The following is a 23,252-nucleotide window of genomic DNA, read 5'->3' as shown; positions in this document are numbered from 1 at the left end:
ATAACAGGTACACAAGGGCGGCTCAGGTCGCCCTTTCTTTTGGCTGAATGCAAACTATTTGACCCTGCCAACCGGTTGTGACAGCCTCTGACACGTCAATTACAAGCGTGGAAGCAAACAATAATGACCGATCATTCCCAGGCCATGACGGCCAAATATCGCCAGGATTATAAGGCTCCGCTCTACTGGATCGACAGTATCGATCTGGACTTTCAACTGCAGGAGCCGCTGACCCAGGTCACCGCCATCTCCCGTCTGCGCCGTAACGGTGAACATAATGAGCCGCTGGTACTGGATGGTGAGGGGCTCTCCCTGCACAGTGTCAGCGTGGATGGCGTGCCTTATCAAGAGTACGAACAGGGGGAGAATACCCTGACCCTGTTCAACCTGCCTGCCGAATGTGTGCTGACCATAGTTACCCTGCTGGATCCTGCCGCCAACACGGCACTGGAAGGACTCTACAAGTCAGGTGATGCCTACTGCACCCAGTGCGAGGCCGAAGGTTTTCGCCGCATCACCTATTATCTGGACCGCCCCGACATACTGGCCCGTTACAGCACAAGGATCACTGCCGACAAGGCCAAGTATCCCTTCCTGCTTTCCAACGGCAACAAGGTCGACAGCGGTGAGCTGGATGGCGGTCGCCACTTCGTGCAGTGGCAGGATCCCTTCCCAAAGCCGAGCTACCTGTTTGCCCTGGTGGCCGGTGACTTCGATGTGGAACGCAGCCACTACACTACCAAAAGCGGCCGCAAGGTAGCCCTCGAGATCTTCGTTGACAAGGGCAACCTGGACAGAGCAGGTTTCGCCATGGAGAGCCTGATCAACTCCATGCGCTGGGACGAGCAGCGCTTTGGCCTCGAGTACGACCTCGACATCTATATGATCGTCGCGGTGGACTTCTTCAACATGGGCGCCATGGAGAACAAGGGGCTAAACGTCTTCAACTCCAAGTTCGTGCTGGCCAACCCGGCCACCGCCACCGACAGCGATTACCACGGTATCGAGCGGGTCATAGGTCACGAATACTTCCATAACTGGACCGGCAACCGGGTCACTTGCCGCGACTGGTTCCAGCTCAGCCTCAAAGAGGGGCTGACGGTGTTCCGGGATCAGGAGTTTTCTTCCGATCTGGGATCCCGTGGTGTCAACCGCATCAACAATGTGCGTACCGTGCGCGGTCCGCAGTTTGCCGAAGATGCCGGCCCCATGGCCCACCCCATCCGCCCGGATGTGGTGATCGAGATGAACAACTTCTACACCCTGACCGTCTACGAGAAAGGGTCGGAAGTGATCCGCATGCTGCATACCCTGCTGGGAGAAGACAATTTCCAGGCGGGTATGCGCTTCTATTTCGAGCGCTTTGACGGTCAGGCGGTGACCTGTGATGATTTCGTGCAGGCGATGGAAGATGCCGGAGGCCGAGATCTCGGTCGGTTCCGCCGCTGGTACAGCCAGTCCGGCACCCCTGAGCTGACAGTGACCGATGAGTACGATGCTGCCAGCGGCGTCTATCGCCTGCATGTGAGCCAGCACACGCCGCCGACTCAGGATCAGCCGCAGAAACTGCCGCTGCACATCCCCTTCGACATCGAGCTGTATGACCAAAATGGCGCCGTCATCCCGCTGCAATATCAGGGTAAGGAAATAGGCCAGGTGCTCGACGTGCTCGAAGCAGAGCAGACCTTTATCTTCGATAAGGTGCCAGTCAAGCCGGTTCCCTCTTTGTTGCGGGACTTCAGTGCGCCGGTCAAGCTGCACTATGACTACAGCGACGAGGCTCTGGCCTTCCTGATGCGCCACGCCCGTAACGAATTTGCCCGTTGGGATGCGGCCCAGATGTTGATCAACAAGGCGGTGATGGAAGGGGTTGTGCAGGTGCAGCACGGGCAGGGAGTCGACGTCTCCGAGACCCTGCTGGCAGCCTTTGTCGCCATCCTGGACGACGCCTCGCTGGATCCGGCACTCAAGGCCGAGATCCTTGCCCTGCCGGGGGAAGCTACCCTGGCCGAACTGTTCGAGGTGGCTGATATCGATGCCATCCATCAGGTGCGGGATGCTATTCATGCTCGTCTTGCTGCAGCGTTCGGCGCTCGATTGGCAACCACCTATGCGAGCCTGCAACTACAAGGCTATCAGGTGGTGCATGCCGACATGGCCAAGCGTGCGCTCAAAGGGGTTGTGCTCGGTTATCTGGCGGCACTGGATGCCGCGCACGCTGATGCGCTGGTGCGCCAGCAATATGCCAATGCCGACAACATGACCGATACCCTGGCGGCGTTGCAGGTGGCCAACGGCTATCTGCTGCCGTGCCGTTCCGAACTGCTGGCCGATTTTGAAGGCAAATGGGCCAGGGATGGGCTGGTACTGGACAACTGGCTGCGACTGGTGGGCAGCAAACCGGCGACCGATGTCCTCAGTGAGGTTCGTCATGCGATGGCCCATCCCACCTTCAGCATTCGCAACCCGAACCGGCTGCGAGCACTGATCGGCAGTTTTGCCATGAGCAACCAGGTGCAGTTCCATGCCATCGATGGCAGTGGTTACCGTTTCCTGACCGATATCCTCATCGAGCTCAACGAGGTCAATCCCCAGGTTGCTTCTCGCCTCATCACACCGCTCATTCAGTTCAAGCGACTGGATGAAGGGCGCAAGGCCCTGATCCGCGTAGAGCTGCTCCGGCTGTTCAACCTGGACGGACTGGCACGGGATCTGTTCGAGAAGGTGAGCAAGGCGCTACAGCAGTAAGTGTTGACGGGGCAGGGGAGCCTGGCTCTCCTGCCCTTTTTGTTGAAAACACCATCGAGCAAGGCGCCGCAGTGACCGCATCATGGTCGGGCGCTATCGAGAAGGAGTCAGTGTTGAAGCAGTTTACCTTTCGGCTGTCACTCAGTAGCGATGACATACTGTTGATGTATCAGGGGCACGCCAGGCGGCTGGTGGTACGTACCGAACAGGGGCTCACCATAGAGCTGGCCTTGGAAAAAATCCGGCCATTTGTCACTATCAGTGGGGTATACGGCTATTTTCGGCTGAAAACACAGGATGATTATCGCTTTATCAGCCTGGAACGCATAAGTTAACAAAATTCGAACAGGATCCCGAGTAATTATCTGCTTTCAGTCACTATCTATCCGGTAAATCCGTAATCACCCAGTGGGATTTTCTGTTTTTTGCCGAATTGGCAAAATATTTCACAGCTCAAGCCGTGATCTGCCCCTTGTTTTTAACAAGTCGTTATCACCTTTGCTCGCCTTCCTTGATCCAAGACATTACACTTCGCAGCAACTCTGTACCGGTGGGCATCCAGGGTGGATGTCTTTCCGTCGGTGGTTCATGTCGTCCGATAAGGAATATAGCAATGGCATTGAAAGACGCCCCTACCTCAGTTCTGCTCGAAAACGTTCTCAGCCTGATCCATCAGAAGTTGCCCAAGAAGAGTGCCTCCCTGGTCGAATGCTTCGTTGCCAAGTTCTATGGCAACATGGCCAGCACCGATCTGCACGATCGCAATGACAGCGATCTCTACGGCGCCGCGCTCAGCCTGTGGAATGCGCTCAACCAGCGTACCAGCACACAACCCTACATCCGGGTCTACAACCCCGAGCTGACCCGCCACGGTTGGCAGTCTCCCCACACCATAGTCGAGATCATACTGCAGGATTCTCCCTTCCTGGTGGACTCCATCCGGATGGCACTCAAGCGTCTGAACATCACGGCGCACATGATGCTGCACCAGCCGCTGCACCTTATTCGTGGCAACGAAGGCAAGATCAGCGCCATTCTGGATCTCGACAATACGGCCGGACAAACTTCGGTCGAAACCGCCTTCCTCATCGAGATCGATCACCTGACCGGTGATGAGCAGATGGATGCGCTGGCTGCCGAGCTCAACTCGGTTGCCGGGGAAGTGGCACTGGCGGTGGGGGACTGGCAACCCATGCTGGGTCGCCTGAACGAGATCATCGACGAGCTGCCCAAGCGCAAGAACCCGGTCAGCAAGGAGGAGGTCAACTCCTGTGTGGCTTTCCTCAAGTGGGTCGCTGCCCACAACTTCACCCTGATGGGATATCGCCGCTATGACGTCAAGGCGGTGGAGGGCGATCACGAGATACTGCCGCTGCCGGAATCCAGCCTGGGCCTGATGAAGAACTCCATCAAGGATGAGGGGCAGCGCCTTGGCAATATGCCGGCCAGCGCCCGCCATGCTGCGTTGAGCTCCGATCTGCTTATCCTCACCAAGTCCAACAGCAAGTCCCGCGTCCACCGCCCTGCCTATGTGGATTACATCGGCATCAAGCGCTTTGACGAGCACGGCAAGGTAGTAGGGGAAGATCGTTTCATCGGTCTCTATGCTTCTTCCATCTACAACACCAGTGCTACCCAGATCCCGCTTATCAGCCACCGGCTGGAACGCATCATGGCCTCCTCCGGTCATGAGAAGGGGTCACACGCCTACAAGGCGCTGCTCAACGTGCTGGAAACCTATCCCCGCGACGAGCTGATCCAGGCTCGTGAAGAGGAGCTGCTGGCCACCGGTCTCGGTGTGCTGGAGATGCAGGAGCGGGACATGTTGCGCTTGTTTGTGCGCCGCGACGTCTACGGTCGTTTCTTCTCCTGTATGGTCTATGTCACCAAGGAGCGCTACAACACGGCGCTGCGAGTCAAGACCCAGCAGATTTTGCAGAAATATTTCGGCAGCAGCGAAGAGGTGGAGTTCAACGTCTACTTCTCCGAAGGTGTGCTGGCGCGGACCCAATACATAGTGCGGGTCAACAATAACAACGTGGATGTGGACGTGAACGAAGTACAGAACAACCTGATTGAAGCGGCCCGCAGCTGGGACGACCGACTCGACTCCGTGCTGCTCTCCCATTATGGCGAGGCCCGCGGCAATGCCTTGCGTGGCCGTTTCAGCAGCGCCTTCCCCCGTGCCTACAAGGAAGATGTGCTGCCGGGATCTGCCGTGGCCGACATCATGGCGCTGGACAATCTGAGCGAAGCCGAACCGCTGGGCATGCTGTTTTACCGCGCTCAGGAAGAAGAGAACGATCGCCGGGTTCGCCTCAAGCTGTTCCATCGCACCGAGCCCATTCACCTCTCCGATGTACTGCCCATGCTGGAAAACATGGGGCTGCGGGTGATCGGTGAGACCCCGTATCAGGTGCGTACCCCTTCAGGGGATATATTCTGGATCCTCGACTTCTCCATGTTGCTGCGCGGTGAACAGCCCTTTGATCTGGAGCAGAGCCAGCAGCGCTTCCAGGAAGCCTTCGCCGCCGTCTGGAACAAGGGGCTGGAAGATGACGGCTTCAACCGTCTGGTACTGGGGGCTGGCCTCACGGGTCGTCAGGTTTCTGTGCTGCGTGCCTACGCAAAATACATGCGCCAGACCGGTGTCTCCTTCAGCCAGTCCTATATCGAAGAGACGCTTACCCGTTATCCTGACATCGCCCAACTGCTGTTTACCCTGTTCGAGCAGCGCCTCGATCCTGCCGGCAAGCAAGATGGCAAGGTACAGGCCAAGCTCCATGATCAACTGGCAGCCAAACTGGATCAGGTCGCGAACCTGGACGACGATCGCATCATCCGCCGCTTTGTGGAGATGATCGACGCCACCCTGCGCACCAACTACTACCAGCTGGACAAGGCTGGGCAGATCAAGCCCTATATCTCCTTCAAGCTGGCACCGGCCAGCATTACCGACATGCCGTTGCCGCTGCCCAAATTCGAGATCTTCGTCTACTCGCCGCGGGTGGAAGGGGTGCATCTGCGCTGGGGCAAGGTGGCTCGTGGTGGCCTGCGCTGGTCCGATCGCAAGGAAGATTTCCGCACCGAGGTGCTGGGTCTGGTCAAGGCACAGCAGGTGAAGAACACCGTCATAGTGCCGGTGGGCGCCAAGGGCGGCTTCTACTGCAAGCAGATGCCGGTGGGGGCAGCCCGCGCCCTTATCCAGGAAGAGGGCAAGGCCTGCTATCGCCTGTTTATCCGCGGTCTGCTGGATGTGACCGACAACATAATTCAGGGCGAGGTGATCCCGCCCAAATCAGTGGTGCGTCACGACGAGGATGACTACTACCTGGTGGTGGCGGCTGACAAGGGGACGGCCACCTTCTCCGACATCGCCAACGAGATAAGCCAGGAGTATGGCCACTGGCTGGGCGATGCCTTCGCCTCCGGCGGCTCGGTCGGTTATGACCACAAGAAGATGGGGATCACGGCCCGTGGTGCCTGGGAATCGGTCAAGCGTCACTTCCGTGAAATCGGCATCAATTGCCAGACCACCGACTTCACCTGCGTAGGGGTGGGTGACATGGCCGGCGACGTGTTCGGCAACGGCATGCTGCTCTCCGAGCACACCCAGTTGGTGGGTGCGTTCAACCACATGCACATCTTCATCGACCCGACCCCAGATGCAGCCAAGAGCTTCGTCGAACGCAAGCGCCTGTTCGAACTGCCTGGCTCCAGCTGGGATGACTACAACCGTGACCTCATCTCGGCAGGGGGGGGCATCTTCCTGCGCTCGGCCAAGTCCATCAAGCTGAGCCCGCAGATCCAGACACTGCTTGGTACTGACAAGGCCAGCATGGCCCCGAACGAGCTGATCAAGGCGCTGCTCTGTCTGAATGTGGACCTGCTCTGGAACGGCGGTATCGGCACCTATGTGAAGAGCGCCCGCGAGAGCGACGCCGAAGTGGGGGATCGCAGCAATGATGTACTGCGGGTCAATGGTCGCGACCTGCGTGCTCGCATCGTCGGCGAGGGTGGCAACCTGGGCTTTACCCAGCTAGGTCGGGTGGAATACGCCAGCCAGGGTGGGCGCATCAACACCGACTTCACCGACAACGTGGGCGGGGTGGATTGCTCTGACAACGAGGTCAACATCAAGATCCTGCTCAACCAGCTGGTGGCTGCCGGTGATATGACCCTCAAGCAGCGTAACCAGATACTGTATGAGATGACCGACGATGTGGCACAAATTGTCATTACCAACGCCTACCGCCAGTCCCAGTCCATCTCGGTCACCAGTTTCCGTGGCACCGAGCAACTGAAAGAGCAGCAACGTTTCATCCAGGGGCTGGAGCGCGAAGGCAAGCTGGATCGGGGGCTGGAGTTCCTGCCATCCGATGAGGAGCTGTCCGAGCGGATGGCGGCAGGGCAGGGGTTGACCCGTCCCGAGCTGGCGGTGCTGGTGGCTTATGGCAAGATGGTGCTCAAGGAGCAGCTCAACTGCCCTGAGATCACCGAGGAGCCTTTCCTGGCCAACATGCTGGTCACCAGCTTCCCGGCCAAGTTGCAGCAGCAGTTTGGTGCAGCGCTTGCCCAGCACCCGCTGCGTGGCGAAATCATTGCGACCCGGGTGGCCAACATGCTGGTCAACGACATGGGGCTCAACTTCGCCAGCCGGATGAAGGACGAGACCGGTGCCTCCGTGGCGGAAGTGGCTTGCTGCTTCGCCATGGCCCGTGAGGTGTTTGGCCTGGGGGCCCTGTGGCGTGACATCGAAGGGTGTGACAACCTGGTGGATGCCCAGACCCAGCTCGAGCTGATGTTCTACAGCCGCCGCATTGTGCGTCGTGCTACTCGCTGGTTCCTGCGTGCCCGCAATCGCAGCTGGAGCATCGCTGAGAACATCGCTTTCTTCCGCCCGGCGTTCGAGACCCTGGGCTCGCACCTCTATGAGGTGATGGACGAGAGTGAAGTGGTAGAGCACAGCCAGGCCGTGGCAGCCCTGGTGGCCAGACAAGTGCCCGAGTCCATCGCCCGTCAGGTGGCCCACATGAGCAGCCTCTTCTCCAGCCTGGATCTGGCGCAGATTGCCGCTGAGCACAAGACCGACATACTGCGTGCCGCCAATGTCTACTATCGTCTCGGTGCCAAGCTGGATCTGCACTGGTTCCTTGAGCAGATCAACCATCAGCCGGTGGGCAACCACTGGCAGGCAATGGCACGGGCATCGTTCCGTGAAGATCTGGACTGGCAGCAACGCAGTCTCACATCTGTGGTACTGGAAGGGTGCAAAGAGCAGGGAGAATGCGCTACCATACTGGCCGACTGGATTTCGGAGCATGAGCAACTCTTGTCCCGTTGGACCCATATGTTGGCCGACTTCAAGACCACGAGTACCCACGAGTTCGCCAAGTTCTCGGTGGCCTTGCGAGAGTTGAACCTGCTCCAGTTGAATTGCCGAACCTCGGCATAACCCCGAAAGCCCCGGCCAGTTGCCGGGGCTTTTTTAAGGAGCAAAAATGTTGTACCCCCTCGCCAGGCATTTCTTGTTCAAGTTCAATCCCGAACAGGCACACGATCTCTCCATCAAATATTTGCCCCGCCTTCTCGGTACGCCACTTGATTGTTTCTTCCGCCATTCATTGCCCAAACGCCCCGTCACTGTCATGGGGCTTTATTTTGCCAATCCGGTCGGATTGGCAGCCGGGCTGGATAAAGACGGGGAGTGCATCGATGCATTTGGGGCCATGGGGTTTGGCTTTATAGAAGTCGGTACCGTCACCCCCAAACCCCAGAGTGGCAATGACAAGCCCCGTCTGTTCCGGGTTATTCCGGCAGAGGGGATCATCAACCGCATGGGATTCAACAACAAGGGTGTCGATCATCTGGTGGCGCAGGTCAAGAAAGCCAAATACCAGGGCGTCATCGGCATCAATATCGGCAAGAACAAGGACACTCCCATAGAGCAGGGCAAAGACGATTATCTGATCTGCATGGACAAGGTCTATGATCATGCCGGCTATATTGCCGTCAATATCTCTTCCCCCAACACTCCGGGCCTGCGTTCGCTGCAATACGGTGATGCCCTCGATGAGTTGCTCGCAGCCCTCAAAGTGCGTCAGCAAGAGCTGGCCGCCCAATATAAAAAGTACGTGCCGCTCGCCGTTAAAATTGCACCGGACTTGAGTCTGGATGAAATTAATCAGGTCGCTGCATCCTTGATCAAAAACGGGATCGATGGCGTTATTGCCACCAATACCACCCTGGATCGGGAGATGATCTATGACATGCCCCATGCCGGTGAAGCCGGTGGCCTCAGTGGGCGTCCGTTGCAGCACAAGAGCACAGAGGTTATTCGCCAGCTGGCCAAGGCTCTGGACGGTGCACTGCCCATCATAGGGGTAGGGGGTATCGACAGCGCCATGGCTGCGCGGGAGAAGCTCGCTGCGGGTGCCAGTCTGGTCCAGATTTATAGCGGCTTTATTTATAAGGGCCCGAGTCTGGTCAAAGAAATTGTGACTCATATTTAAGAAATAAACGGGTGCCCTTTATTTAAAGTTGCTGAAATTCTCGACATGGAATAAAGTCGAGTAACGACTTTCAGTAAGGGCACCCCCATGTGTATCCAACCCAATGACAATTGGCAGTGGCATTATGATGCTCATGATGATCGTCTGATGCTGGATTTATCCGATCGCATGATATTCGCTACTGAATATAAAGGGCGACAATTGGTGCCCAGCTCCTTCACCACTCAGCCTTTTTGTGTGGATGATGCCGCCCTCTATTATCAATTGATGGACAAGGCTGTCGAACTCGACTGGAGTACGCCACATCAGGTCCAGCTGGTACTCAATGCCATCGCTGTCAGTCGCTTTTATAAACCACTGATGCCACAAAGCTGGTTCTTTGGTGAGGTCCACCCCTTTATTATTCCTGAAACCGGATCCTTGGTGTGCATGAATACACCTCATGGCAAGGGGGAGTTCATGGTGATCGAAGCAGGTGAACAGGCCAGCGTGTGCCTCAATCTGACCGAGGATCTGATACTGACAACCAGCAAGATCCTGCCGCGCTTTGGTGTGATCAAGGTGATGAACAACCGCATGACCGCCAGAGTTGCAACCCAGACACAATATCGTCAGGTGAGCTGATACCCATCCAAGCAAATATGCTCAATATTTAGTCTGGTTTTGTTCGTCCGATATTTTTTGCCCCTTTGTTGTTGCTCCTCAATGCCCCTCCTATTTGGTGAATAGCCCCTTTTCTGTCGCGCCATAGTACTTTTTGCCTCTCATGTTATGCCCACAAAAAAGCCCTCCTACCAAACATGATAAGAGGGCGTAAAACACACACGACAGAAGGAATGGATGGTTTGTTTCAACAGCCGGGTCATGTTAGAGGGAATTGTTTCTTCTGAAACCTGATAGATATGACAGTCCGGCATAAATAGGCTATCGCCAGGCTGCGCCCAAAAAAAATAACCCTCCCGGTTTACGGACGATAACGGGAGGGCAAAACACGGGGTTACAGAAAGGACTTGCTCTGTCGGAAAGATAATAACGCAGTAAGCCTTGTTTGACGCCTGTCAGATATGGCAATTAGTGTGAATAACTGTGGAGCATTCATACCCGAATATAGGCACGCATTACCTAGCGTCTTGCTCTGACGAGGCAATGGATATCCGGGGTCATCTGATGACCGCTCGTCTATAGCTGACCCACAAGCTGATCCACATGAGCATCACATCTCCATCAGGTCCCTATATGTCAATTGGCCAAGCCTTCTTGCGTATGTCAGATAAATGGGGAGTGGGGAGCAGGCTTGCCTGTACCTGTCCACGGGCCCTGTTTGTATCGCCAGCGCGAAGCTTTTGCTGCTCCGGATCGGCTCTTAAGGTATAATGCGGCACTATTTTTATGGCATCCCCGTGAGCGTGATGAAAGAATTTTTTGCAACCTGCCCCAAGGGGCTGGAAAACCTGTTGGCCGACGAGCTGACCACACTTGGCGCAGAGCAGGTCCGTGAGACTGTCGCCGGCGTTCACTTCAAAGGCGAACTGGCCATTGGTTACAAGGCCTGTCTGTGGAGCCGTTTTGCTTCCCGCATAGTGTTGGTGCTGTCCGAATTCCAGATGAACGACGATCTGGATCTCTATCTGGGCGCCCACACCATCCCTTGGGAAGAGCACTTCTCCGGCACCTCCACCATAGCGGTGGACTTTACCGGTACCAACCCCGCCATTCGCAATACCCAGTACGGTGCGCTGAAGATCAAGGATGCCATCGTTGACCGCTTCACCAAGCGCGGCCATGTGCGCCCGGACGTCGACAAGAAGTCACCGGACATTCGCATCATGGCGCACCTGGGCAAGGGCAAGGCCAACATTACCCTGGACCTGTCCGGCCCGGCGCTGCATCAGCGCTTCTACCGTCAGGGCACAGGCGAAGCACCGCTCAAAGAGAACCTGGCCTGCGCCATGATTGCTCGCAGCGGCTGGACCGGCGAGCCCATGATGGACCCCATGTGCGGCTCAGGTACCTTGCTGATTGAAGCGGCCTTCATCGCCGCCGACATGGCGCCGGCCCTGCGCCGGGAGCGCTTCGGTTTCGATCGCTGGCTGCAGCACGACTTTGATCTGTGGCAGAGCCTGATGATGGAGGCCCAGGTGCGTGCCAAGCGCGGCATGCAGCGCTGCGAAGTGAAGCTGTTTGGCTGCGATGCCGACCCCCGCGTGCTGATGAAGGCCCGCGACAATGCCAAGGCGGCCGGGGTGGCCCACCTCATCACCTTCAAGCAGGCCGATGTGACCCAGCTTGAAAATCCGCTGCCGATGCCAGCCGTTGTTGAAGGGGAAGCGAGTCAGGAGGAAGCCCGTCAAGTCGGCATGCTTATCTCCAACCCGCCCTATGGCGAGCGTCTCGGCGAGTTTCCGGCCCTGCTCGAAGTGCATCAGGCACTCGGCGATGCCTTGCGTCGTGGCTTCCAGGGCTGGCGCGTCTCTATTCTCTCTGCCTCGCCCGAGCTGCTGAGCTGTCTGCGTCTGCGTGCCGACAAGCAATATCGTCTGTTCAACGGGGCGCTTGAATGTCAGCTGCGCAACTACCAGATTGCGCTGGACTCCGTGGCCTCCCAGAAAGAGGTGGCGCAGGACTTTGCCAACCGTCTGCGCAAGAATCTTAAAACCCTCGAGAAATGGGCGAGCAAAGAGGGCATCGACTGCTACCGCCTCTACGATGCGGACTTGCCGGAATACAATGCCGCCATCGACCGCTATCAGGATTACCTGGTGGTGCAGGAGTACGCCGCGCCCAAAGACATCCCCGCCCAGAAGACCCGCCAGCGTCTGCTCGACATGGTGCAGGCCGCCATCAAGGTGACCGGCATGGACGGCGAGAAGGTGATCCTGAAGGTGCGCGAGCGTCAGGAGGGCAAACAGCAGTATCAGAAGCTCGCTGCAGAGCAGCACCGGATGGAAGTGCAGGAGTACGGTGCCCGTCTTTGGGTCAACCTCTACGACTATCTGGATACCGGCCTGTTCCTTGACCACCGTCAGACTCGCCGCATGCTGGGCCAGATGGCCAAGGGCAAGCGCTTCCTGAACCTGTTTGCCTATACCGGCAGTGCCACAGTGCATGCGGGTCTGGGCGGTGCCAGCGAGACCACCACGGTCGACATGTCCCACACCTATCTGAACTGGGCGCAGGACAACATGCGTCTCAACTCGCTGGTGGGCCGTCAGCACAAGTTTGTGCAGGCTGATTGCCTGAAGTGGCTGTCGGAAGCGGACGATCAGTACGACCTCATCTTCATCGATCCGCCCACCTTCTCCAACTCCAAGCGGATGGACGAGAGCTTCGACGTACAGCGCGATCACCTGCTGCTGATGCAGCACTTGAAGCGCCTGCTGGCGGCCGATGGCACCCTGGTGTTCTCCAACAACAAACGTCACTTCAAGATGGACCTGGCCGGGCTCGAGGCTGCGGGTCTCAAGGCTCGCAATATCACCCAGCAGACCCGACCGAAGGACTTCGAGCGTAACCAGCATATCCACAACTGCTGGATCATCACCCACGCCGACGTGCCAGCGGAGGCTTGATGCTGACCCTGTTTCACACCGACGGCTGCCACCTGTGTGAACAGGCGTGGCAGCTGGTGGAAGAGGCCGGATTGGCCAGCCAGACCCGCCAGTGCGACATCATCAATGATGCCGAATGGCTCGCCGCTTATCGGGTACGCATTCCGGTGCTGCGCGATGAGGCCGGTCGCGAACTTGGCTGGCCCTTTACGTTGGCAGAGCTCGGTGTCTGGGTAACTGCGCAGGCCAGTCACGGCTGAGCACGAATAGAGAAAAAGGGGGGCAGAGAGTATCTGGCCCCGCTTTTTTCATCAGGTAATAAGGAAGAAACATGGCTTTATTAACATTGCACGGCGCTTGTCTGTCGTTCAGTGATTTCCCGCTGCTCGATAATGCCGAGCTCAGCATTGAGCGCGGAGAGCGTCTCTGTCTGGTCGGGCGCAACGGGGCGGGCAAGTCCACCCTGATGAAGATCATTGCTGGCGAACTGCCGCTCGATGACGGGCGCATGGTACAGCAGCAGGATCTGAAAGTGACTCGCCTCGAGCAGGATCCGCCTGCATCGAGTGACCTCACTGTGTTTGACTACACAGCCGAAGGGCTGGCCGGCGTCGGCGAGTTGCTCAAGCAGTATCACCATATCTCCATGGAGCTGGCCCACGATCCGAGCGATGCCAACATACGCATCATGAGCGATCTGCAAGAACAGCTCGACTATCAAAATGGCTGGCAGTTCGAGACCCGCATCAGCCAGGTGTTGACCCTGCTGAACCTCGATCCCGACGCAACCCTGGACAGTCTGTCCGGTGGCTGGTTGCGTAAAGTGGCCCTGGCCCGTGCGCTGGCCTGCGATCCGGACCTGCTGCTGCTCGATGAACCGACCAACCACCTGGATATCGAAGCCATCAACTGGCTGGAAGATTTCCTCAAGGATTTTCGCGGCGCCATTGTCTTCATCTCCCACGATCGGGAGTTCATCCACAAGCTGGCGACCAGGATCATCGATCTCGACCGCGGCGTGATCACCTCCTGGCCTGGCAACTACGACGAATATCTGCAGGGCAAGGAAGAGGCACTGCGGGTTGAAGAGCTGCAACATGCCGAGTTCGATCGCAAGCTGGCCCAGGAAGAGGTGTGGGTACGTCAGGGCATCAAGGCGCGCCGTACCCGCAACGAAGGCCGGGTACGTGCCCTTGAGGCGATGCGGATGGAGCGTTCCCAGCGTCGCGAGCTGCAGGGCAAGGCCAAGCTGCAAATGGACGATGTGAACCGTTCCGGCAAGCTGGTGTTCGAAACCGAAGGGCTGGGGCTGGACTTTGGCGATCGTACCCTGTTCCAGGGGCTGGATCTGCAGGTGCTGCGTGGCGACAAGATCGCCCTGGTGGGTCCCAACGGTTGCGGCAAATCCACCCTCATCAAGCTGCTGCTGGGCCAACTCGAGCCCAGCCGTGGTCTGGTCAAGGGGGGCACCAAGCTGGAAGTGGCCTACTTTGACCAGTATCGCGATCAGCTCGATCCCGAGCAGACGGTGATGGACAACGTGGGGGAGGGCAAGCAGGAAGTGATGGTGCGCGGCCGCTCCCGTCACATTCTGGGTTACCTGCAGGACTTCCTGTTTGAACCCAAGCGGGCACGTACCCCTGTGAAAGCCTTGTCAGGGGGCGAAAAAAACCGTTTACTGTTGGCCAAATTGTTCTTGAAGCCCAGTAATTTACTGATCCTCGATGAACCAACCAACGACCTGGATGTCGAAACGCTGGAATTGCTGGAAGAGCTGCTGGCGGACTATCCTGGCACCCTGTTGCTGGTCAGCCACGATCGTCGCTTTATCGACAATACAGTGACAGGTTGCTGGTTGTTTGAAGGGGATGGACGTATCAGCGATTACGTGGGCGGTTATGCCGACATGATGGCGACGCGGGCCCAGCAGAGCACACAGCTGGCGGCAAAAGCGGCTCAGGTCAAAACGCCAGAGCCTGTCGTTGTGGCAAGCCCTGCTGCCTCTAAAGTCAAAAAACTCTCTTACAAGTTGCAGCTGGAGCTGGATAATCTACCAGCCCGACTGGAACAGCTGGAGACTGAGCTGAATGCCCTGCAGGCAGAGGTAAACCACCCCGGTTTCTTCGCGTTGCCGAGCGATCAAACCCAGCTCAAACTGGATGCCCTGAATGCAGCAGAGGCTGCATTGGAACAAGCCTTCTCCCGTTGGGAGGAGTTGGAAGCGTTGAAACATCAGGACTAAGGAAGTAGATGAAAAAGCAATTATCCATGCTGGCCATTCTGGTCAGCGCTAGCCTGCATGCCCAGGCGGCACAAGACCCCTTTTTCAAAATCATTGATGATGAAGTCAAAGGCTATGCCAGCGGGATCAGTGCCGATGGCAACGGGCTCATCGGGTTCAACACCAAAAACGACATGGCCGAGCACTTTTCGACCGTACGTTTCGCCGACTTCCTGGTCGATCGTTTCCGTTTTGAGCAGGGCTGCATGCTCTCCAACTCGGTTTGCAACGCCTTCTGGAACGACAAGAGCAACTTTGCGTATCAGTGGCGTGCCGACTTCCTGGCCAAAACCGATCAGCGCAGCAACGTGGGTGACGTAGTCAGCAACGAAACTGATGGTTTGATCACCGCCTTGGGCGACGTCGCAGGTACCAGTGTCGGCTACAAGATGGATGGCAAGCTGCGCACTGCGTTTGCTGAAGTTGCAGGTGTGGCCAAAGTTGAGCTCAAGGATGGCGCGACTACCCACAGCCTGAGCGTGCCGACCAGCATCAAAAAACTGGACGATGACCAGTATCTGGTGACCGGCACTGCCGCTACCGGCAAGACCATTGCCGTCAATTCCGAGACTTACAACTGGTGCTTCGCCGGTAACGACGGCCAGTATGGTGACTACCGCTACTGCCCGGGCCTCAACACCCAGGCCAGCTTCTGGTTGCTCAACAGCACTGGTACCTTCAACAAGCTGATCCAGGCCAACGAGTATTCCCGTGGCCGTAACGAAGTGATCCAGACGGCGTCTGCCCTCGGGGTTGGCAACGTCAATGGCAGCTTGTACGGTGTGGGCTACTCCTCTACCGGTGAAATTGGCAGCAACTATCTGGATGGCCGCAATCTGGCCGCATACTGGACGCTGGATCTGGCTGGTGGCAAGGTCGGTACCACCCAGACCATACCGCTGGCCGAAGGCGAGCCGGGCAAGGATGACGCCAAGCTGCAACACAGCTGGGCTGTGGGGGTCAACGACAACGGTTATGTGATTGGCAACCAGCGCTATCGCATCAACAAGGGTCAAAACCGCCCGGTCGAGATGTTCGTCTTCAACTTGAACACCAAGCAGACGGCGAGTGTGCCATTGCAAGACAGCCCAATCAGCGGTGCAGGCTCGGAAGCTGCCGCCATCAACAACCACAACATGGTCGTGGGCTGGCGTGACTCTCGTCACCAGACCCAACCTGTGGTCAATGGCACCAACCGCATGCAGGAAGGTTTCCTGCTCAACGCCGCGACCGGTAAAAATTGGTATCTGAACGACCTCATCTGCGGGCTGGATGATGCAGGTGCCAAAAAATGCGATCAGAAAGGCTACTACTATCACATCGCGTATGCCAGCGGCATCAGCACTGACGGTACTGTCGCTGCGACGGCTTTTCGCTATAACAGCGAGAGCGATCTGAATAACCGCAGCAATGCCACCGTGGTCAGTGTCAAGCTGGAGCCCGCTATCGCAGACTACAAGAACAATGAACCCGCCAGCTATGTGGTCGCGAATGCGCCGGTCAATAACCAGACTGGTCAGGATGGTGGCAGTGGTGGTGGCAGCCTGTTCTGGTTGACTCTGCTGGCCCTGCCGTTTACTTGGCTGCGCCGTTACCAACGATAAAATGGGATGTCACTAAAAATTAATGTGGTTCAGTGTCTTGTGTCACAATGACCGGATAGCATGACATTTTTTGTTTGACCCTGCCCATCTCGTGGGGTAAAGATGAAAGCGACCGATGAAAAATTGGTCGCTTTTTTTGTTCCACGAAGAGGGTCGTAGATGATGAAGAGACAAAAACGGGACCGTCTGGAAAGAGCTCGCGCTCGTGGTTATCAGGCTGGCGTGGTCGGCAAACAGAAAGAAGCGTGTCCGTACCAATGCCTGGATGCCCGAGGGCATTGGCTTGGTGGTTGGCGAGACGCCATGGAAGGGCGGGGTTCAGGCCTCTTCATGAAGTAATTGGTACTTCATCACTCATTACAAAAGGAAAGGGGCCATTGAGGCCCCTTTACGTTACCACTAAATCAGTCGATCAGAATGCAGTGGTATCTTTGAACAGACCTACTTTCAGATCGCTGGCGCTATAGATGGGACGGCCATCGACTTCCACGACGCCATCGGCGATCCCCATGACCAGCTTGCGGTTGATGACACGCTTGAAGGTGATCTTGTAGGTCACTTTCTTGGCGGTCGGCAGGATCTGGCCAGTGAATTTCACTTCACCTACACCCAGTGCACGGCCTTTACCCGGACCGCCTTTCCAGCCGAGGAAGAAGCCGACCAGTTGCCACATTGCATCCAGACCCAGACAGCCTGGCATAACAGGGTCACCCGGGAAATGGCAGTCAAAGAACCAGAGGTCCGGCGTTATGTCGAGTTCTGCCAGGATCTCGCCCTTGCCATGCTCACCACCGTTGTCGTTGATCTTGACGATGCGATCCATCATCAACATGTTGGGGGCGGGCAGCTGACTGTTACCCTCACCAAATAATTCGCCACGGCTGCAGGCGAGCAGCTCTTCACGGGTAAACGAGTCTTTGCCTTGTTCACACAGGGAAAGGCGGGGATCAATGGTGGTATTGTCTACGGTCACGCTGTTTATCCTTCATATGGGTCAAAGCCGGGCCAATTTAGCGTACACTTGTGCGCTAAACAACTCCGATCTCTTCTTTATTACAGGCTGAACAACCGGCCCAGCAGGCGGCGGATCAAGCCCCCCTTGAACGCGGTGCCATTCAGTTCGTCCAGTCGCTGCTGGATCCGGCCAAACAGGGTATCCGGCATGTCCGGCTCACCCGCTACACAGCCAGTCAGCAGCTCGATGGCCTCTTCCACATGGTCCACCGGATGAATGTGGAACTGACCTGCTTCGACGGCGGCAATCACCTCGTCGGATAGGTTCAACTGCTGGATGTTGGTGCCCGGCAGAATGATGCCTTGCTTGCCTGTGATGCCATGGATCTTGCACACCCGGAAGAAGCCTTCAATCTTCTCGTTCACACCACCTACCGCCTGCACATTGCCGAACTGATCGACCGCGCCGGTGACGGCAAAGTGTTGATAGATGGGCTGGCGGGCGAGGGCAGAGAGGAGGGCGCACAGGCCGGTCAGAGAGGCGCTGTCACCATCGATCTCATGATAGGACTGCTCGAACACCAGATTGGCAGAGAGCGGCGAGGGGGTTTCTGCACCAAATTTGTTGGAGAGATAACCATGAATGATCATCATCGCCTTGGCGTGGATATGGCCAGCCAGCTCAGCTTTTCGTTCGACATCCGCAATGTCGCCATCGCCCAGGTGCACGGTCGCGGTGAGACGTACAGGTTCGCCAAAATCATAGGGATGACCCGAGACCTGAATGACGGACAGACCATTGATCTGGCCGATCTCCTCACCATCGGTTTGCAACAGAATCTGGCCGTCAATGACGCCCTGATCAGACTGTTCAACCAGATAATTTAGGCGGTAGTCCTGCTCTTCAAGGGCCAACCGGATATGCTCATCAGTCACGGTTTCGGCTTCCATTTCGCGGGCTAGGCTGTCCGCCATGCGCATGATGGCACTGAGCTGTATCTCGGACAGAGAGAGCCACTCCTGATGGTCACACAGGCGACTGGCATGGCGACAGAGGGCGGCGAGGGCGGCCGGGGTGAAGTCCAGCAGTGTCCAACGCTCGCGTAACCATGCCAGATACTGCAGAAATTCAGGCAGGTCTTCATCAATGTTGACCTCTGATACCAGATCCGCACGAAGGAAGATGCGCTCGGACATGTCCCTGTCCAGCATCTGGAACTCGGATACCTCGAGGCGGTCACCGACCAGGATCAGCTTGAGCTTGATGGGGGTCGCTTCCGGGGTAAAGAAGGGAGTCAGGGTCTTGCCTTCCTGATAGGCATTCCAGTCCAGTTCGCCTTTCTGAATGGCATTCTTGAGCTTGAACCAGAGGTGGGGCTGATCCAGCAGCTCGTCGAGTTGCAATATCAGATAGCCGCCATTGGCCTGACGCAACAGACCCGGCTCCAGCAGATGCTGGTTGGCGTAAACAGAGCCTTGTTCGGTCTGATAGTTGATGGAGCCGAACAGGGTATCCCAGTTCAGATCCCGGCCATAAATCACCGGAGCTTCCTGATCTTCATGGTGGATCAGCAGGTTGATGAGCACAGGGTGCTGGAATTCGAGTCCTTGAGCTACATGGGCCGCCAGATCGGAAAGAAAGTCATCGATCTTGGGATCGTTGTTCTGCTTGCGCATGATGCGAGTGACCAGACGCTCGGCATCCAGATGGTGGCTCATCAGTTTGAGCAGTTCGCCAACCATTTCGCAAAACTCGATGCCGGTACCGGGTTGCAGACGCAACCAGATCGGTTTGAACGGGTTGTTCAAGTTTTCCGTATAACAGAGATCAAACAGGTCACCATCCTTGCCATTGGAGGCAGCGATCAATGTCTGGCACACACCTTCATAGTCAGCGCCGGGGAAACCATTGAGCAGCATGACCGGGCAATCACCATCAAAACTGGCGAGGCGCTTGATGCCGGAAATCACTCTGGGTTGCAAGGCAGCGAAGGGAATGGGTTCTAGCTCGCTAAGTGCAGGGAACTGTTCAATCGCGAAAGCGGGTTTTAGTTGTTCTGATGTTAATTCAGCCACTTAAGATATCCGGTCGGAGATAGGATCATTTGTTTCCATTATACACAGTTCAATTTAGGGGAACAGAAAACAAGATACTCAATTTAACATAATATACATTATGCGCGGTTAGATCATGCCCGTGGCTAGGGGTCAGGAACACCGCAGCCATAAGGGCTACAGCCGTTCCGGCTCCTTTGGTGTACTTCGCCAGGATGTCATACCAGGCCTGTTTGAGTTCGGGATCTGTTTCTCTGACGGCAGCCAGACTTAACAGCACTTCGTTGGCATCCAAGCCAATTTCCTCGGCAAGCTTTTTCGCAGTGGCATCAGTGAGTTGCGACTTTCCATGCTTGATTGCGGAAATGTAAGAGCTGGTAAATCCCAGGTCTGCGGCAACTTCCTGAAACTGGCTGTACTTTTTGGCCCTCATGTAGGCCTGTATCAGCGTTCTAGAGTCCATTTCTTTGTCTCCTGAGTGGTTAGACAATCGGCCCATCATACCCATTTTGGCGAAAATCGCCTCGTTTCTATTTAGGTACTTACATGATTGAATGCACTTAAGTAACTACTTGAATACATAACTCATGACCTACTCTAGCCCACAAAATCAGGATCTGCCCGCACTCACAGAGCGCAAGGTCTACTGGCAGGCAGAACCGACCGGCGATTACTCCGCCTGTGTGGCGGGTCAGGTTGAGATGTTCCGCGACCTGCATGAAATGCGGATCTACCTGTCCATGACCTACCCCGATACGGCGTTTGAGCTGGTTGAGGTGACCCAGGACACATGGCGAGACTTTTATGACCAGGGAGTGTTTTTCGATGACTGGTCATAGATCCGTGATGCCGATAAATGGGGTTATCGGCGACAACCTGGATGTGAGCGTCCAGCCCTTTGTTGTCGGCTTCGGTCTGCTGCTGGTGCTCTGCCTGCTGGCTACCCTGGTTTGCTTGGTGGCCACCTCCTTGGACAAGCAGCTATGAGCGGCCATAAGACCCTGATCGACTATCTCTCCTTCACCTGGGCGCCTACCGAGTTGCGCCAGATGGTTGAGTTAGCCAAGCAAGGTGCCCTGTTGAAGGCCATCCCCCGCTTCGATACCCAGAACAAGGCCATCCAGGCGGCGCTGTCTGCCCCGCCCGTTGAGGGGCTGCGTTACCTGTGGAAGCGTCCGGTGGGCTTTGCTCCCCTCGCCCGTTTCGACAAGGTGACTGAACGGCTGTATGACAAGGCTGAGCGGTTGGGCGTTGCCCCTGCCCCTGCTACCGTGGCGCGGGTATACGACAAGGCCTCCGAGCGGGTGAGCCTCAAAGGCATAGCCAAGTCCCCTGCCCCGGTCTTTACCCCGTCCATGACCGAAATGATGGAGCGGGCCTTGCACTCCAATTACAAATCCCGGGCCGACATGCGCAAAGAGCTCAAAGCCGTCTGCGCTGACCTGCTCAAGTTCTCAGAATTTGAGGTGGTCGAGGGTGCCAAGTATTGGGAAGCCTATAACGACTTGATCGACAGCTACGGCGTCCAGTTCCTGGACACCCTCTGCTGCGCTGAACTGGAGACATGGTTGGAGGAGCTGAACACCCGTATCGGTGTTCCCATTCCTGAGCCGCGCTTCACTATGCGCCCTCGCCGCTCCGGTCTGCATGGCTACGCCAATTCGGCTGACCTGCTGTGTGATGGCCTCCCCTGCGGCCTGATTGGTTGGGGTGCAGCTAACCACGGTTGCATGGTCAGTTTTTCCGGTGTGGGTTGTGCGGCCCTGGACTTCCAGGCTCTGCACTCTGTTATCTCTCACATTCCATCGGTGCGGATCACGCGGGTGGATTTAGCCCTGGACGATTACAGCGGCGACCATATCAGTTACCAGGGCGCGATCACTGCCGCTGAGGCTGGCGAGTTTCATCCACAACGGGGCCGGGCGCCTTCCTGGATGAAAATTGAATCCGGTGAGTTCGTGATCTCCGAAATATCCAAGGGTATCGCCAAGCGCTTTGGCATGGTGCCGACCAAGGGATGTTCCTTTTATGTGGGTAGCCGGATAAACGGCAAATGCGCTCGCATATATGAAAAGGGAAAACAGATGCAGTCTGAGGAGAATCCTAATTGGGTTCGCGCCGAAGGCGAATTACACAACAAGGATAGAATTATTCCACTGGACGTCCTGGTAAACCCTGACCCCTATTTTTCGGGGATGTATCCGCAATTTGCTAAATGGCTGGATGCAGTTTCCCAGGAAGATACTGTGCCGGTTCGTGTGACCACGTTTAAGAATAAGTTCAAAACGTCCAGGGACAATGCCGTTTTTAATATGTCTCGGATGGCAGGCCGCCTTGTCAATTGGTTAGCAAACATTGAGGGGTTAGCCCCAGAGAAGATTGTTAACCAATTAACTGCGCACCTGGGAGAAGATGATATTCCCGCACGGTTAAGAATGCCGCTGCCACCTGAGATTTTATCGGGTGCACATAATTTGGTATCGACCTAAAAATCAGGTTCTTCAAAGAAAGGGTAAATAATATGTCTCTGCTAACTGGTGTTCTGGTCACTCGCGTGACTCATGGTTATGGCGTTTCCCGTAAATCTGGCGCTCCTGTGCCTTATGACTTCGCCCAGGTGGAATATCTGGCGGTAGCCAATAACGTGAACAAGCCGGAGTGCAATATCACCTCCTGGGGCTATGAGGTTCGCCAGTTGGCCCTGCGCAATGATTCACCGACTATTAAAGAGCTGGCCGACTGCCCTAAATTGGTAGCGGTGGATCTTATCCTGGAAGCGGATCCCCAGAATCCGACCCGAAACGTTGTTGTTGGCTTCCAGCCTACCAAAAAGCCGGTATAACCGCCGCGCAACGAGGAGGAGGAGCGAGAGCGCGCAGCGAGCGACGACGAGGGCGCGATAATGCTTTGTTTAAATATTACCTCTGAGGGATATGCCCGCCTTGCTGAGGGGGATGCCTGTCAATACGTGCTCTTGACTGTCCAGGAGCACACCAAATTAACGGATATATCGAGCTGGTTTGAATTCGATACATCCATGGTAACGATGGCCTTTGGCTTTGGATTAATCATCTGGGTCGCTGGCCTCAAATTGGGCGCTATTGCCCGTGTCATTGTTGGTGCAAAACGAGGATAAATAAATGCAAAAAATCAATGGTCTGTTCCGCAACGGCTGCATCGCTGTTGTCGCTTCCCTGTCTGCTGCCCAGGGCGGGAGCACACTTTGTTGATATTTTAACCAAAGAATAACTGAGCCCGATAGTCGTCATTCCAGCCGGCTCTTTTTAGCTTGTTTCTCTGACTTCGAGCACCACAATTGCTCTGTTTTACGATATTCAATACGAACCGCCGGAATAGCGCCATATTCTCGACCGCATCCTCCATCGCTATCCTGGAAGCATCCTCGTTGAACACCACATCAAGAATGTAATGCTGGCTGTTCTCTATCCGCCAGTGCTGCCGTATATAGTGCCCTAGGGAAGGTGCGAATAAGCGGGGAAATTCTTCTCGGCTGACTCAGTCATTTCATTTCTTCATGTTTGAGCCGATT

At 56.2% G+C, this 23,252-nt stretch carries 17 protein-coding genes and 1 pseudogene; 14 read left to right on the top strand and 4 right to left on the bottom strand.

The genetic code is table 11. The features are described from left to right. Positions 1 to 123: 123 nt before the first annotated feature. From pepN to rmf, 10 genes are all read left to right on the top strand, one after another. Entirely contained in the window at positions 124 to 2,748 is a 2,625-nt protein-coding gene (gene pepN / locus OKC28_RS15325; protein ID WP_021138726.1) for an aminopeptidase N, read from the top strand. Positions 2,749 to 2,861: 113 nt separating this feature from the next. Continuing rightward, positions 2,862 to 3,083: a DUF2835 domain-containing protein gene (locus tag OKC28_RS15320; protein ID WP_005315647.1), complete on the top strand. Its 222-nt coding sequence runs from the start codon at positions 2,862 to 2,864 to the stop codon at positions 3,081 to 3,083. 278 nt (positions 3,084 to 3,361) lie between these two features. Continuing rightward, positions 3,362 to 8,203 carry an NAD-glutamate dehydrogenase gene (locus OKC28_RS15315; protein ID WP_021138727.1) on the top strand — a complete coding sequence of 1,614 codons (4,842 nt, stop codon included), beginning with the start codon at positions 3,362 to 3,364 and terminating at the stop codon, positions 8,201 to 8,203. Positions 8,204 to 8,249: 46 nt separating this feature from the next. Next, positions 8,250 to 9,260 (top strand): quinone-dependent dihydroorotate dehydrogenase, encoded by a 1,011-nt coding sequence (gene pyrD / locus OKC28_RS15310; protein ID WP_005315654.1) that lies wholly within the window; start codon positions 8,250 to 8,252, stop codon positions 9,258 to 9,260. An 87-nt stretch (positions 9,261 to 9,347) separates the two neighbouring features. After that, positions 9,348 to 9,884 (top strand): cell division protein ZapC, encoded by a 537-nt coding sequence (locus tag OKC28_RS15305; RefSeq protein ID WP_021138728.1) that lies wholly within the window; start codon positions 9,348 to 9,350, stop codon positions 9,882 to 9,884. A gap of 749 nt (positions 9,885 to 10,633) precedes the next feature. Then, entirely contained in the window at positions 10,634 to 12,829 is a 2,196-nt protein-coding gene (gene rlmKL / locus OKC28_RS15300; protein ID WP_270690128.1) for a bifunctional 23S rRNA (guanine(2069)-N(7))-methyltransferase RlmK/23S rRNA (guanine(2445)-N(2))-methyltransferase RlmL, read from the top strand. After that, positions 12,829 to 13,068 carry a glutaredoxin family protein gene (locus OKC28_RS15295; RefSeq protein WP_099993245.1) on the top strand — a complete coding sequence of 80 codons (240 nt, stop codon included), beginning with the start codon at positions 12,829 to 12,831 and terminating at the stop codon, positions 13,066 to 13,068. Before rlmKL ends, OKC28_RS15295 begins: the two co-directional genes overlap by 1 nt. A gap of 71 nt (positions 13,069 to 13,139) precedes the next feature. Beyond that, a complete protein-coding gene (gene uup / locus OKC28_RS15290) occupies positions 13,140 to 15,050 on the top strand; it encodes an ATP-binding cassette ATPase Uup (protein WP_058393907.1) in 1,911 nt (636 codons plus the stop codon). An 8-nt stretch (positions 15,051 to 15,058) separates the two neighbouring features. Beyond that, positions 15,059 to 16,693: a DUF3466 family protein gene (locus tag OKC28_RS15285; RefSeq protein WP_021138732.1), complete on the top strand. Its 1,635-nt coding sequence runs from the start codon at positions 15,059 to 15,061 to the stop codon at positions 16,691 to 16,693. 159 nt (positions 16,694 to 16,852) lie between these two features. Then, the gene (gene rmf / locus OKC28_RS15280; RefSeq protein ID WP_005315693.1) at positions 16,853 to 17,032 is read left to right on the top strand and encodes a ribosome modulation factor; all 180 of its coding nucleotides are present in this window, start codon (positions 16,853 to 16,855) and stop codon (positions 17,030 to 17,032) included. Between the two features lie 73 nt (positions 17,033 to 17,105). Here the strand turns inward: rmf and fabA are convergent, their stop codons facing one another. From fabA to OKC28_RS15265, 3 genes are all read right to left on the bottom strand, one after another. Next, on the bottom strand, positions 17,106 to 17,666 hold the full coding sequence (fabA, locus tag OKC28_RS15275; protein ID WP_005315696.1) for a 3-hydroxyacyl-[acyl-carrier-protein] dehydratase FabA: 561 nt from the start codon (positions 17,664 to 17,666) through the stop codon (positions 17,106 to 17,108). Between the two features lie 80 nt (positions 17,667 to 17,746). Continuing rightward, on the bottom strand, positions 17,747 to 19,723 hold the full coding sequence (locus OKC28_RS15270; protein ID WP_011898689.1) for a Lon protease family protein: 1,977 nt from the start codon (positions 19,721 to 19,723) through the stop codon (positions 17,747 to 17,749). Positions 19,724 to 19,772: 49 nt separating this feature from the next. After that, positions 19,773 to 20,165, bottom strand: a complete 393-nt coding sequence (locus OKC28_RS15265) for a helix-turn-helix domain-containing protein (protein WP_256688334.1) — start codon at positions 20,163 to 20,165, stop codon at positions 19,773 to 19,775. A 124-nt stretch (positions 20,166 to 20,289) separates the two neighbouring features. Between OKC28_RS15265 and OKC28_RS15260 the strand changes: the two genes are divergently transcribed. From OKC28_RS15260 to OKC28_RS15245, 4 genes are read left to right on the top strand one after another with little or no spacing between them, the layout of a single operon-like run. Further along, positions 20,290 to 20,541: a hypothetical protein gene (locus tag OKC28_RS15260; RefSeq protein WP_256688333.1), complete on the top strand. Its 252-nt coding sequence runs from the start codon at positions 20,290 to 20,292 to the stop codon at positions 20,539 to 20,541. Further along, positions 20,528 to 20,689 (top strand): hypothetical protein, encoded by a 162-nt coding sequence (locus tag OKC28_RS15255; protein ID WP_256688332.1) that lies wholly within the window; start codon positions 20,528 to 20,530, stop codon positions 20,687 to 20,689. The genes OKC28_RS15260 and OKC28_RS15255 overlap by 14 nt, the downstream gene beginning before the upstream one ends. Further along, a complete protein-coding gene (locus OKC28_RS15250; protein ID WP_256688331.1) occupies positions 20,686 to 22,191 on the top strand; it encodes a replication initiation factor domain-containing protein in 1,506 nt (501 codons plus the stop codon). Before OKC28_RS15255 ends, OKC28_RS15250 begins: the two co-directional genes overlap by 4 nt. Positions 22,192 to 22,223: 32 nt before the next feature. After that, positions 22,224 to 22,544 (top strand): hypothetical protein, encoded by a 321-nt coding sequence (locus OKC28_RS15245; RefSeq protein ID WP_059167776.1) that lies wholly within the window; start codon positions 22,224 to 22,226, stop codon positions 22,542 to 22,544. Positions 22,545 to 22,936: 392 nt separating this feature from the next. Here OKC28_RS15245 and OKC28_RS15240 read toward each other — a convergent pair. Then, positions 22,937 to 23,182 (bottom strand): annotated as a pseudogene (locus OKC28_RS15240) (transposase); the annotation flags it as partial. Between the last annotated feature and the right edge of the window lie 70 nt (positions 23,183 to 23,252).

It is taken from the genome of Aeromonas sp. D3, assembly GCF_027705025.1.
In the GTDB taxonomy this organism is placed as follows: domain Bacteria; phylum Pseudomonadota; class Gammaproteobacteria; order Enterobacterales; family Aeromonadaceae; genus Aeromonas; species Aeromonas salmonicida.
This window is presented reverse-complemented; position numbering and strand designations above follow the sequence as displayed.